This window comes from bacterium (genome assembly GCA_030247525.1).
Lineage (GTDB): Bacteria > Electryoneota > JAOADG01 > JAOADG01 > JAOADG01 > JAOTSC01.
In genome coordinates this window covers 1-14,127 of sequence record JAOTSC010000087.1, presented here as the reverse complement: position 1 = coordinate 14,127, position 14,127 = coordinate 1, and the positions used below count along the sequence as shown (strand labels likewise).

General features: G+C 45.9%; 7 protein-coding genes. 6 read left to right on the top strand and 1 reads right to left on the bottom strand.

Annotated elements, in window-relative coordinates; genetic code table 11:
- The first annotated feature begins 269 nt into the window (after nucleotides 1-269).
- Nucleotides 270-1,757 (top strand): tetratricopeptide repeat protein, encoded by a 1,488-nt coding sequence (locus tag OEM52_09190; GenBank protein MDK9700304.1) that lies wholly within the window; start codon nucleotides 270-272, stop codon nucleotides 1,755-1,757.
- A 155-nt stretch (nucleotides 1,758-1,912) separates the two neighbouring features.
- Here the strand turns inward: OEM52_09190 and OEM52_09185 are convergent, their stop codons facing one another.
- Nucleotides 1,913-9,580 carry a S8 family serine peptidase gene (locus OEM52_09185; protein MDK9700303.1) on the bottom strand — a complete coding sequence of 2,556 codons (7,668 nt, stop codon included), beginning with the start codon at nucleotides 9,578-9,580 and terminating at the stop codon, nucleotides 1,913-1,915.
- Nucleotides 9,581-10,632: 1,052 nt separating this feature from the next.
- On the opposite strand from OEM52_09185, the gene OEM52_09180 reads away from it, so the two are divergent.
- Genes OEM52_09180 through OEM52_09160 form a run of 5 tightly spaced genes read left to right on the top strand, consistent with a single transcriptional unit; the run spans nucleotide 10,633 to nucleotide 14,109 of the window.
- Nucleotides 10,633-10,851, top strand: a complete 219-nt coding sequence (locus OEM52_09180) for a DUF1858 domain-containing protein (GenBank protein MDK9700302.1) — start codon at nucleotides 10,633-10,635, stop codon at nucleotides 10,849-10,851.
- Between the two features lie 13 nt (nucleotides 10,852-10,864).
- Nucleotides 10,865-11,368, top strand: a complete 504-nt coding sequence (locus tag OEM52_09175; protein ID MDK9700301.1) for a MerR family transcriptional regulator — start codon at nucleotides 10,865-10,867, stop codon at nucleotides 11,366-11,368.
- Nucleotides 11,365-12,933 (top strand): tetrathionate reductase family octaheme c-type cytochrome, encoded by a 1,569-nt coding sequence (locus tag OEM52_09170; protein MDK9700300.1) that lies wholly within the window; start codon nucleotides 11,365-11,367, stop codon nucleotides 12,931-12,933. Before OEM52_09175 ends, OEM52_09170 begins: the two co-directional genes overlap by 4 nt.
- Complete coding sequence (locus tag OEM52_09165) at nucleotides 12,933-13,589, top strand: cytochrome b/b6 domain-containing protein (GenBank protein ID MDK9700299.1); 657 nt, start codon at nucleotides 12,933-12,935, stop codon at nucleotides 13,587-13,589. The genes OEM52_09170 and OEM52_09165 overlap by 1 nt, the downstream gene beginning before the upstream one ends.
- Before the next feature lie 7 nt (nucleotides 13,590-13,596).
- Nucleotides 13,597-14,109: a YeeE/YedE family protein gene (locus tag OEM52_09160; protein MDK9700298.1), complete on the top strand. Its 513-nt coding sequence runs from the start codon at nucleotides 13,597-13,599 to the stop codon at nucleotides 14,107-14,109.
- Nucleotides 14,110-14,127 lie beyond the last annotated feature (18 nt).

The window sequence follows — 14,127 nt, the reverse complement described above, 5'->3', positions numbered from 1 at the left end:
TAATAATATATCTACATGTATCACGTATAATCACAACTACATATATCTTAGCGTTCGTGAAGTAATGTATTTCGTTTCAGTTTCTTGAAATACTCGAGATTTTGGTTAGTCTCCAAAAGTCGTTTTCGTTATGCACGAACAGTTCAATTCTATACCTTTACGCTATTGAAAGCGTTTATTCGTGAAGTCGTAATTGCAAACCACGAGTGGTATCTCAGCAATGCTGTTTCGAATGCTTTGAACACCGTAAAGAAGGATATATTCCAGCAGTGAAATCAAAAAGACTATTAGAGCAACAACAAAATGCGGCAGTTGAGGAGGCATTTCATACCGAAATGCAAAAGGGAGACGAACGAAGCAAAGCAGGTTGGTTCAACGACGCTCTCCAAAGCTACCACGCCGCCATCGAACATGCCAATACCCTTTCCGATCGTGTCAAGATCGCCGACGCTCAGTATAAAACCGGCGTTTGTCAAGTTAAGTTGAATCGCCACGATCAAGCTCTCGCGTCCTTTCGAGCGGCGCGAATCCTATATCATCGCAACAAGCGACTCGATAAAGTCGTTTCCTGTTTAACCGGTGAATCATATATTCTTCACGTCACGGGCCCCTTTCAGAAATCCCTCGAAACTGCGAAAAAAGCCCTCGCAATGAGCCGCATTGTTGGCAATAAAGCATCAACAGCGATGATTCTTTGGAACATCAGTAATATTTACAGCGATCTTAAGAAATATCAGAAAGCGTTATCGAAAATGGAGTCCGCTCTACAACTGACGGTCGAGGTGGGGAACGAGGAGTCGGCTGAAAACATCCGAATCGATTTAGCGCGGATTCATATTTCGCTGTGCAACCATCGGCAGGCGCTTCAGATGATAACGGAAACGATCGACCGCGCAGTTGCGACAGGAAACGACTATCGACATGCGTTCGCATTGTTCCGACGCGGACTCATCCATATTCGAACTCTTCGGTTCGATGACTCCTGGAACGATAACCAAAAGGCTTGCGAACTGTTTCGCCAGTTAGGAAATAATCGACTTATCGTTTCTTCGCTAAGTAATTTAGCGTCGATCTCTTATCTCCGTGGCGATTTGGATGCCGCCGCAGCTATGACATCGGAGGCGATCGACATTGCCTTAACAGCGCAAGTTCCTTCATTGGAGATTCATGCAATACGAGCTTTGGCAGAAATCAACTACGCGTGGAATGAAAAAGAGACCGCGTTCAAACAGATCAATCGAACAATCGACTACTTTCGCCAAACAAACAATCAGTCGGAAGAGAATACTTCAATCTATTTGCGCGGTGAATTTTACGCGAGGAGCGGTAACAGAGAGTTCGCATACTTAGACTTCGCAGAAGTTGCTTCCTATGCCGCTGAGGATCCAAATTCATTTTACTGCGCGGTTCAGCTATATCTCTGCTCTTACTGGTTCGCCTATTGGGGAATGCTTGAGACAGCGGAGAAGCATGTTCACTTAGCCAATCGACAACCAATCAGCAAACGAAACCCATATCTGAAGTTGACCTCGATGATTCCAAAGTGCATGATCCGGTTGGCACGAAGTAAACTGGTTGAGGCGGGCATATCGAGCAATAAGGAAAAGGGCGACCGCACGAACCTTCGCGTGTTGACTACAATGTACAATAAGTTATGCGCCGAGCTCGATGCCCTTCAAATTGCACCGTCTTGCAATATCGGTTTTTATCGAACTCACTTGAATAAGCAGTTGAAGTGTACGATTTCACAGCAGTAACATCATTACAGATCACATCAACCTTACCACCGCGCTCGAGCTGGGTTTCAAGCAGCTCGAGCTTTGCAGAAGTATTTTTAACACTGTTACGGTTTGACCTAAACGATTTTCGGCTACACTACATTAATCCCTATCGAATTTTGCGAACGTTTACTTTAGCGTTTCGTTGGAATTGCTCTCGGGCGTATCTGAGAACTTTCATACGAGTCAGATTCAAATTGCACATACGCTCTTACTTGGTAGAATCGTAAGGTAGATGGCAATGCGTCCGAATGTATCCAAGTTGTTACAGCGGGAGCAGTTACAGTATGCAACAAAGTCCACGAACCTGATTCATAAGGTGCGGTCGTAGCAGAGTAGATTCGATATCCGGTAACCGCAATTGGTTGTCCGGTAGTGCTGGAATCCACTTCCTCCCAATTCAGATTGATTGCATTTCCATTCCGGATAACTGACAACCAGCGAGGAGCAGTGGGTGTTATCGACTGCATCGTGAAATTGTTATCCGACCAATCCGATACATTGTGCGATTGATCGATAATATAGATTCTTCCAGTGGTTGTTGACTGCTCTGGAACATTCCAAACCAGTGATCCAGCTCCTTCCGAAACGAAGAGATCAGTACCACCTGGAACCATGGTTACAGCTCCCGGATTCACGCCGACTAAACTATAGCCGACCGAGATCCGAGTTGCGTAGTTTGTTGTCCAGCGAATGGTGTCGCGCATCCCGCCAGATAGAATTTCGCCACCATTGGGTGAAACAACCGCAATCGTTCGTAGTTTTACTGCAACATCGAGATTCGATGTGTCAGCAAATTCAGGTGTGACTACCGATACGATTGCAAATCGGGCGTTTTGCGATGTTGGAGTTGTCACTACCCAATCAATACTCGTTATAGTATCATGTAAACCAGCCATCAGATCACTCCAAGGACCTGATGGATAGTTGCGATTTATCCGCAGTGTCTTTGCTCCGGGTACTCCATAGGAACTCCAGCGAAGATTAATCGTATCGGTAACCCAAATTGGTTCTTCACCATTCGGATAAATTAATTCCAAACTTGGTTGAATGATGGAGAAATCGGTATCGGAAGTATCACAAATCAGTGGATATTCTTCATGCAATATCCGGATTCGACAACTGATTGATACGTTACCGCTCGGAAACCATAACTTCCTCGTTTCGGTGTGTTGCGCACTGTCAATTGTTTCCCAGACTCCATTCGGATAGTAACGACAGAGCTGAATTTTCAACTGACCAGGTGGATATGTTCCAACCCAGCGAATGGTATCCGGTTCATTCAGTGGCAACGATTCACCACCATTGGGTGAGGTAATTGCAACCATCGAGTGGAGAATCGAGAAATCATTCGACGATGTATCGGCTTGATTGGCATTATCGCGATTTAGTATCCGAACTCGACAGGTTGTACTACCATCGCCTTCGGGAACCCAACTGAATCCGCCATTATTGGGTGTCGACTCGGTCAGCGATTCCCATTGATCTGATGGGTAGGAACGGTTCAATTCGATTCGGAGAAAACGTACCCGAGTCGTATCGAAATAGCTCCACTGAATCGTATTCGGTTCTCCAGTATACAATATCTCCGATCCACTTGGGTGTGATAAAGCAAACGGTACACCGCCGACTTCGACCGACATTGGAATTTGTGTTATATAGTCGGAAGCACCCCAGTTAATCTGGAGCGTTGTGTTCTGTGTGCTCACCGGATCGTTTAGCAACGCTTCATAAGAAACTGCTATTGCGGTTACTCCACTACTCGATGTAGTTCCGAAACTCGGGGTCAGCGACCAACGCGATGTGGATGCCGCCAGTTTCATCAGCAACAACCGGTCGGGTGAACCTTGTACTACCGAACCATATACCCAAAACCCCGGTGTACAGTCACTTGAGACAAAGCATCCACCCCCAGAATTACCAAAACTAAACGGTAGTTGCTGATTGACGTCAACTACCTGACCAGTCTGCGGATTCAACTTTTGTACCTGGGTACCACTACCAATAGCAATCTGGCGTTGGATGTACAATCGGAATCCATCGGGTGCGGAACTCCACCAAGTTAGTCCAGATACATTTGTTATGTTGTTGAACTGCCTGAGAATTGTTCCACTGCGGTTTACCTTAAATATGGTTGTTCCCTCATAACCACCGACATAGAACACATTCTCTTCGGGATCGTATGCTATTCCCCGGTGGAGGGTTAACCCGGTCGCAGCGCAATTCACATTTGCGGCAGTGATTTCGTTACCACTAACAGGATCAAATGCCCGCAATAGATTATCCCAGGAACCATACAAGTATGTACCATCGTACGCCATGTCACGGATGGAAAAACTGAAGGGGTCTGCTCCGGCAATGGGAATACTGTCCACCAATAAACCGGTTGCCGCGTTAACCCGGAAGAAGAAGTTGTTTACAGCAAGATAGAGGTAACCTTGCACGAACTCGACGCCAAAATTGTAGTTTCTATGGGTAATGTTTTCCAGATTGTAAATCCGAACGGTATCCCATGCGGTAACACTCTCGGTGGAAATTACCGATGCATTCCAGTACATGTTGCCATCACCATTATTGAGAACCTGAATGTTCGTTGTAACAGAATCGGGAACCACAGCAAACATCCGAACCGGATTCGGAGAAACGACGACATCCGGTTTCGCCATCGCAATCAGGTAATCCAATGGAACAGTCGTTAACGTGAGAGTCCCGTGATAGGTATTCCAGCCATCACGGGTCGTGGTAACATCAAAGGTTCCGGGTATCGTCTGGGTTGAGTAATAACCACTGGTGTTTGTCCAGGAAACCGCGTTGCCAATTTGAACCCGTGCCGAATCGATCAATTCACCCTGAAGAGCACCAGACACAGTTCCCTGGATCGGATAGACCGATGTTCCGGAAATTGTTAGTGACATCCCACTGATACTTCCGGCATCACCACCAGCCATATCCTCGACCGATAGAGTCCATACTCCTTGGGCATTAATGCCGTCGAAGTACGACAACGTTTGCTCAGGACGGAAACTTCCAAAAAATGGTGCGCTGCCGCTTGTGATAGGAGTTGTCGCCTCGTCATCAAAATTCGTTGTCACAAAATTATCACCGCCACCACCACGCCGGTTACAGAGTAGTACCGATGTTCCAATTGGACTATTCAGCCGGATTACCAAGTCACCATCATAACTATGCGAGATATCGATCATACAATTGATATCACCAACATAAAGGGTTTCCGGTACCGTTATCGAAATGGATGATACTGTGTAGTCGACAATCGGTTGAGGCATCCCCATGTAACTGTAATAGGATGGCGATTCTGTCAACATGACATCCATCGAAGCATACTGTACAATTTCCGGATTCATTGTCAATGTGCGAATCCGAAACCGCGCATTGTTGGTAATTGGCCCAGTTACTGTCCACGGCTCATTGCCATCGCAAGGTGAGTTATATACAACCGGAACCCACGTATTCGATGGAAAATTGCGATCAATTTCAATAGAAATGTTGCCGGTGATGAGTTGGTGGTTCCAAGTTAGTATACGTCGTGAACCGATCTGCATCATCTCTCCGCCCATCGGCGAAGTTAACTGCAGACTGGGAACGGGATTGAGGATTTGAAAATCACTACTGGATACACTGGATAACTCCGGTACCATACCCATCGTCCGCACCCGAATTCTTGCGTTGGAAGTTGCTGGACCAGTAACCACCCAACTCTCGACCCTATCATTGACAACGTCATTGGCAATCACAACCCAATCACCTGATGGGTAGTTGCGGTTAATTTCGAGGATCAAATTACCAGTAATGTTTGCGGATTCCCACGATATCCACTGAGTTGTGCCAATCGTCCAATTATCGCCATAACCCGGAGCACTCAGAACGACATAAGGCGCAAAGATCGAAAAGTTGTTGTTGCTCGTATCCACAACTTGCGGAGTCATACTTAGCGAACGGACACGAATTCGTGCATTTGAAGAAACCGGTGCCGTTACAGTCCAGTTTTCCTGTCCATCATTGGCTGTATTAGCGAAAATCGTCGACCAAGTACTCGATGGATAATTTCGATTCAAATCAATCGCAACATTGCCTGTAACGTTGTAGGATGACCACTGTATCGATTGACTCGATCCGGTAGCCCACTGTTCGCTTCCATTGGGGAAATTCACTGCGATCCCCGGAGCAGTCTGTCCAATTTTCACAGAATCAAGAAAGAGATTGTCGCCATACGCATTGTATCCGACAAAAGCGAATTGTGTTCCAGCGAAGAGGTTCGAGGATGGCACAATCACACTGTTTCTGCGCCATGCAGTGGGGTCTCGCGTTCCCGCTGGTCGATTTGCCAGATTAACACCACCGGAACGCCACAGCGAAGTCCACGAACCATTTGAGTTTTTCGCCAGTAGATATAGCGAATCGTAACTACTTGCGTAAAGCGCATAGCTGGTACTAAAAGTAAGTGTCGCTGAACCCATTCCGGCAAGATCAAGCAGCTGCGTAACAAGCGTGTCACGTGATCCGGTATTGGGTAAACTATAGTAATTCAATCGAGCAGATTGATTGCCGTTGTAGAGGTATTGTGCCCATCGACCGATGTTTGACCAATTTGTAGGGGGGAAAGTGTTCTCAAAATACTCTTCCAATGTAGAACTGGCGGTAATCGAGAAGTTGGCATCATTTACATCGGAGTATGAGGGAACCATGTTGGCAGTTCTCACCCGTAAGCGAGCGTTTGTTGTTAGCGGTGGAGTTGCGACCCACACTTCGTAACCATCGTTTGGCGTATCGGCGAAGAGAGCGACCCAATCGCCATTTGGATAATCCCGGTTCAATTCAATATTGACATTGCCACTAATCTGAGATGATATCCATTCAATCATCTGGCCCTGTCCGATTTGCCGATTTAAACTGTAATTGGGATTGGTAATCGAAATTGACGGCGATGTAATCTGGAAATCTGCCGCCGAGGTATCACCGATTGACGGGTTGCTTAGAGATACAACCCGTATTCTGGTATTACTACTACCGGGAGATGTTACCAACCAATTAAAACTTCCCGTATTATTCGTTTCGCTGAGCACGGTCCATGCCGAAGAAGGATAACTTCGGTTTATTGCAATCGACACCCCGCCACTAATATGAGAGGAACTCCATGAAATGGTTTGATTCGCTCCAAAAGTCCATACTTCTCCTCCATTGGGCGAGGACAGGCTTATTGAAGGTTGTAGTATTGAAAAATCCTCTTCACTAACACTCGAAATGTCGCCCGATTCGGTACGGACGCGAATGCGAGCAATGGATGTTGCCGGTCCAGTTACGGTGTATTCAAGGTAACCGGTTGACACATTCGCCGTGCCTAAACTGCTCCAGTCACTGCTCGGATACCTACGATTTAACTCGACCACAACATTACCCGTAACCTCAGAATGACCCCACCGCACCAATGCGCCATCACCTACGAGCAGTTCCTCACCTCCGCTTGGCGAGATAACCCAAACGCTCGGTTGTACGATAGAAAAGTTGGCATCAGAAGAATCCAGGTGCGTACCAAAAACGCCATTTGGATACGCGCGAAGTCGAATGCGGGCATTATTCGTTAAAGTAGCAGGAACAATCCAATCATAGCGTCCCGAAGCGAGCGGTACAGAATTCCTTGGTTGCCAAGTGCCATTCGGATAATCTGATTTCATTTCCACGACCACACTTCCCGTAAAACCGGTACTCCACGTTATCGGAAAGGTGCTTCCAACTAATAGGCGCTCCCCACCGTTCGGTGTAAGTAAGGTCAGTTGTGAGGGAGGGTTATAAGCAATGGTAAAGTTGCCATCAGAAACGTCATACTGACGAGAATCATCTACATCCGTAATCCGGATGCGACAGGTAGTGTAGGTCGCCGATGTTACAACGTTCCAAGTAAAGGATCCGGTATTATTCACCGAAGATGCAATGGTAATCGGATTGGTTAGGTTAGGATAAGATCGTAGCAATTCAATTTTTACACGGGACACCGAAGGATGAGCTGTCCATTGTATCGTTGTAGGGAGTCCGTTCTGATAAACCTCACCGCCAGCGGGTGTTGTAACTTCGATTTGTGTTGAGAAAAGTTCGAAGTCTTCTTGAGAGATCACGGAGTAGTATGGAATGTTCGTAACCGTTCGTATTCGGATTCGAGCATGAGCGTCATCAATTCCAGCGGGAGTCCAATTGTAACTACCATCATTCTGGGTCTCTGCAACAAGATTGTACCAGGTTCCATTCGGATAATTTCGCATCAAATCAATTGCGAGGTTCCCGGAAACGTTTACAGTTTGCCAAGTAATTTCAGTTGGTGACCCGATCTGAACGTAATCTCCTCCACGAGGGAAGGTGATTCCAATATTGCCTCCGGAGTATCGACATAACGCATTTGCGTCGATTATTCCACTCCCTAACAGATTAACGTAGTTTGGATTCTGCTGGTTGATAGACCTTGCAGTCAAAGCAATTGCCATCTCTAATCCGTCGTCGGTCCAAGTAGGGTGGTTTGATAGCGCTAATGCTGCAACCGATGCGGCAGTAGGACTAGACATTGAGGTTCCACTCTTTTGACCATATCGATTGTTACCATCGCCTATGATGGTGGACCAAACATCTACTCCCGGTGCGCTGATATCGACCCAATCGCCAAAATTGGAAAATCCAGCTTTCACATTTCCGGTTCCCAAAGCAGCGACAGACATCACACCATTGTAAGCCGCGGGATAAGTTAGGATGCTGTAACTTTCATTGCCGGCAGAAGCGAAGACAAGGCAGTTGTTCGCCCGTGCATAATCGATTGCCGTCTGGTAGCCGCTTTCATATTCAGTACCGCCGAAACTGATACTGATAACTCTCGCACCGCGATTCACCGCATACTGGACGGCTGGGATGAAATCTACTGAAAACCCACCCCCCCCCCCCCAGTATCTAAAACCGGCACGCACAGCAAGCGTTCGAATATTTCTACTGGCAGCCGGTACGCCACGTCCATTGTTTGTTACAGCGGCAATCGAACCGGCGACATGGGTGCCATGACCTTGCATATCCCATGGGTCGTTATCACGGGGACCATAATCTTCCTCACTCCCTAAATCACCACAACTGACAAAATCCCATCCGATGACATCGTCGATAAATCCATTGTTATCGTCATCTATGCCATTGTTGTCCGCTGTAGTATACCTGCCATCGTGATTGATATCTTCGGCGGTATTGACGGCAATGTTTCCTTGCAGATCCTCATGAAGATAGTTCACACCAGTATCAATGGTTACAGCAAGGATCGAGGAACTTCCCGAATAGCTATCCCACGCTTGTCTTACACGACAAGAGTCAAGAAAGTACATGTTTCGGCTGCTCAATCCCCAGTCGTTGGGGGTGTAGTCGGCATGGTGGAGACTGACTCGCTCGACAAGCTCAATCTCCTTCAAATCCGATAGCTCTTTCATAATTCTGGGGAGATTGGCTTGCTGTTGTTGTGAAAGATTTAACAAGTAAAAGCGATCCATTCCCAGTGACTTGAAGTAGGGATTTCGCAAAGAAACCGGGTCAAAAGTAAAGAGTGGAGTTAGTTCTGATACATCGATTGACCGAAGGTATGAATCAAGCGTATAGGAACCGCTTTGCTCCATGATTTTGCCATCGATGTTACGATTCACGGATACCGAGAAATCCGATGTGAGCTTAATCGTAATCTGTGAAGGTGAGAATTCGCTCGAAGCGTAAGCAGTGCCAATAAAAACGACCAAACAGACGAGCAATAAATGATGATACTTCTTCATTGTTGGCCTCTTGCAGGTAACGGTTGTTCTTGATTACTACCTTGGTGTCAATCGATACACTTGTATTAAGTAGAATCGATTCGACGATTTGTCAAAACAAAAATGTCCAGTTCGGTCGGGAACTGGACATGCGATAACTCAAATAATTGTACTGTTGCATACTGCAACGACCGGCAATTATATACTCATGTTGATGCAATAAAGCATCAAAGTGAAAAGTGCTTGAACAGACCTCTACTCCAATGCGTTTACGAACCATATCTCGTCTTTCCACCGAAGAAAAAGTTCTAACCGATACAGAGCAAGTATTAATCCCAGTGTGCTTGATTTCACTCATGGGCAAGTCAAGTTGCAAACAATCACTGAATACAAGTTTATGATTATATGATACAAAGAGTTTGGGTGAGAGCAAAGCAATTTCTACAAAACCATCTCTTTTTTTATGTGTGCCAAAGCACTTTACGTAACGATCAGCCTTATGACTACGCAAATAAAAAATACATTCTGCCACTAACACTCAGTCGGTATCACCGCTTCATCTGAAGACCAATCTTACCAATCAACCTATTCGATCAACCCATCGGTAGATGCAAGATTGAGCAGTATGTTCTGCTTACGCAACAATAAATCAAACGTCACCTTACTAAATTTCAATACACGTCTTGTCGAGTCCTTTGATTAAATCATTCTCTTTGTCTTTGCGAGAGCGCTCTTCCCAACCTTTTGTGATCAAAGTGACAAAGTTATTGCTAAGTGATTCTAAACTCATTATCCTACATTTGCATTTAGCAGCTATGCTAACTATCTTTACTGTAGGTAATCATTCACTCTTGGCTGGTCATTACACTCAAGGATGAGAAAAGGCTGACGAAACATTTGTCGAATTGTCCAGGGCAATGTCCGATGGAACGACTTACTGTTAATCACAATCCGATTTTTCCGGGATTTGTTGGTCATTAGAATTCTTGCCATTCGATACTGCAAACTTCACAGAGTGTGTTACAACTTTCCAAGTTGCATTATTAGCCATTACTCAATCCAAGTGAGATAACATGGTTGTCACAGAAAACACATCCATCGAAGAACTCGTAACGGAGCTTCCCGAAGCGGTATCCTATCTGATGAAACACCACATCAAGTGCATCGCTTGTGGCGACCCGATTTGGGGTACACTTGGTGAAGCTGCTCGGCAAAAAGGGTTTCACAAGAAAGAAATCGAGCAGTTTGTCAACGATTTAAATCAACTTATAGTAGACCTTCCACCAAAGTAATCCGAGCACTGCAATGTCTAAACCTACTCCCACTGATGATCCATTACTACCAGTGTTTACTGTTGGAACAGTTGCACGGATACTGAAGGTATCGGTGCAAACCTTACGTCTTTACGAACAGCGCGGACTCATCATTATCAAGAAAAGCACTGGAAATCAACGGCTCTATTCAGTCGCTGATGTTGAGCGTCTGAAATGCATCCGCCACGCTATTACTGAAGAGAAAATCTCCATCGAAGGGATTCGGAAAATTCACGCGATGATTCCGTGCTGGATTCATGTCAATTGTCCGATGGAGCAAAGAATTCAGTGTCCTTCTTATGAACGAAACGATGCTGGATGTTGGACCTACAAGCATCAATCTAATGTATGTGCTGACCGGGACTGCCAAACTTGTGAAATCTATCTAATGTCGAATAATTGCAGCGAGATCAAGCATCTCATACGAGATCGCTTAAACGCTGGCATTAACAACCCAATACCACTTGAAAACCAAGCAAAGGACGCATCGGTATGAAGCGGATCTTTTTAGTTGTGATTGCATTAGCCATTCTAACGGGACTGGTAGTAACAACCCTTCCCAAGAAAAGTGAAGAAAGTACTCCGCTTGCTCTACTACGTGAAAAGTTCCACAAGAAGAGCAAAGCTGTGGTCGATCACTCGAAGTTTGATGTCCTAAAGAAAGATTTCAAACGACCCCAAGATGTTACTGCCGCCTGTATTTCTTGCCATGACGGTCGCGCAGCTGAGGTGATGAAGTCCTCGCACTGGAATTGGGAACGGTTGGAGTACATTCCCAACAAAGGGATTCGATCAGTTGGTAAGAAGAACATTCTGAACAATTTCTGCATTGGAATCTCCGGAAACCAGCCAAGCTGCAACAAATGCCACATCGGTTATGGCTATGCAAACAACTCGTTTGATTTTCACGATTCACTTAATGTCGACTGTATCAGTTGTCACGACAACTCGAATACCTACCTCAAGAAAACCGGCGGGGCGGGAATGCCGGATTCATCTGTCAATCTCACGAAAGTCGCACAGCAAGTGGGAATGCCACAGCGAACCAACTGCGGGACTTGCCATTTCTACGGCGGTGGCGGCAACAATGTGAAACACGGCGATTTAGAAGAATCGATGTTCGATCCAGAGCATTCCGTGGATGTTCACATGGCGTCAGAAAAATCCAACCTGCAGTGCGTCGATTGTCATACCGCCGATCAGCACCAGATTTTGGGGAAGTCCTACTCACTTTCTTCCATGAACCGCAACCGGGTCACTTGCGAACAATGCCACTCTGCGCTACCACATACCGATAAAATCCTTAACCAACACACCGTGAAAATTGCCTGCCAAACCTGCCACATTCCGGTTTACGCAAAGGTGAATCCGACCAAACTTCATTGGGATTGGTCGACAGCGGGGAAACTTAGAAATGGTGAACCTTATGAAGAAACCGATTCGACAGGAAGCGATGTGTACATGTCGATCAAAGGTTCGTTTCGGTGGGGCAAAAATGTTACGCCAGAGTACTACTGGTTCAATGGAACCGCATCGCACTATCTCTTGGGAGATCAGGTAGATACCACTAAACCTGTGAAGATGAACGAGTTGTTCGGTAGTTATGACGACCCCGATGCCAAAATCTACCCAGTGAAAGTTCATCGCGCAAAGCAACTCTACGACACTCAGAATAAGTATTTGATACAACCGAAAACATACTCATCAACGCCCGGCGACAGTGGTTACTGGGCAGAGTTCGATTGGCCGAAAGCGATAACTGCCGGGATGAAAGAAATAAATCTCCCCTATAGCGGACAGTTTGGATTCATCAATACTGAGATGTATTGGCCAATCAATCACATGGTCTCACCCGCTAAGCAAACGGTACAGTGTATCGATTGCCATACCCGTGATAATGGACGACTGGCGGGTTTGACGGATTTCTATTTGCCGGGGCGAGACTACAATCCATGGATAGAGCGGATTGGTAAGTTATCGATACTGTTTACACTGATGGGTGTTATCGTTCATGGCAGTATTCGGTGGTACATGCACCGAAAAGTGAAAGGAGGCAAGTGATGAAAATGGAATATGTGTACCGAAGTTACGAGCGGTTCTGGCACTGGATGCAAGCCATTCTCATTATCTTCCTCGGAATGACCGGATTTGAGATTCACGGCACCTTCGGTTTCTTCGGATTTGAACAAGCTGTGCAGTATCACAATATCGCTGCGATTCTATTCATCGTTCTCATCGTGTTCACAATCTTCTGGCATATCACGACCGGTGAATGGAAGCAGTACTTACCAACTCGCCAAAATTTGCGGAAACAAGCGGAATACTATCTCGTTGGTATTTTTCACAATGCGCCTCATCCGACGAGAAAGACAAAGATCAGCAAACTGAATCCTTTGCAGAAGATCGTTTACTTAGCCCTGAAGATCCAAGTTTTACCTGTGATGGTACTATCAGGATTGCTCTTCATGTTCTATCGTTATCCGCAACAACACGAGGTTGTAACTCTTAGTATCCAAAGCTTGTCGTTTATTGCACTCGCTCATGTCGCCGGTGCGTACTTTCTTGTCGCGTTTTTCATTGCACACATCTATTTGATGACAACCGGACATACAATCACATCAAATCTGCGTGCTATGATTACCGGTTTTGAAGAATTACCCAACGAGGATACTGAGCCGACAGTCGAAAACAGTACTTCGGTTAATCAAGTAAAGTGAGAAGACAATGAATACGAAATACATGAATCCCTATCTGGCAGGTTTTTATCTTGGATTAGTTCTCCTTGCGACGATATTTCTAACTGGTCGAGGATTGGGTGCAAGTGGAGCAATCAAGAGTGTAGTCGTAACTGCTGTCGATGCTGTTGCACCTGGCCATGCCGAGTCGTCTTCCTTTTACAATAGCTATGTTGGAGTAGGAAAAGAATCCCCCCTGAAAACATGGTTGGTATTTGAAATCGCAGGCGTGATCATTGGTGGGTTTCTCTCCGGACTGGCGAGTAACCGGTTAAAAATTGTTACCGAAAAGGGTCCGAGGATCGCCAATCGTACCCGTTGGATCTTTGCCTTGATTGGCGGTGCGCTTTTTGGAATCGGCGCACAATTCGCCAGAGGCTGTACCAGTGGCGCGGCACTTAGCGGAATGGCGGTGCTATCTACGGCTGGTTTTGTAACCATGATGGCAATCTTCGGCACCGGGTTTGCCGTTGCCTACTTCGTAAGAAAACTTTGGTTGTAGAGAGGATGAGCGAGTTAT

Excerpts from the sequence above, each read along its gene's own strand:
- OEM52_09180 (MDK9700302.1), top strand. The coding sequence starts at position 10,633 with ATGGTTGTCACAGAAAACACATCCATCGAAGAACTCGTAACGGAGCTT.
- OEM52_09160 (MDK9700298.1), top strand. The coding sequence starts at position 13,597 with ATGAATACGAAATACATGAATCCCTATCTGGCAGGTTTTTATCTTGGA.
- OEM52_09165 (MDK9700299.1), top strand. The coding sequence starts at position 12,933 with ATGAAAATGGAATATGTGTACCGAAGTTACGAGCGGTTCTGGCACTGG.
- OEM52_09175 (MDK9700301.1), top strand. The coding sequence starts at position 10,865 with ATGTCTAAACCTACTCCCACTGATGATCCATTACTACCAGTGTTTACT.
- OEM52_09170 (MDK9700300.1), top strand. The coding sequence starts at position 11,365 with ATGAAGCGGATCTTTTTAGTTGTGATTGCATTAGCCATTCTAACGGGA.
- OEM52_09185 (MDK9700303.1), bottom strand. The coding sequence starts at position 9,580 with ATGAAGAAGTATCATCATTTATTGCTCGTCTGTTTGGTCGTTTTTATT.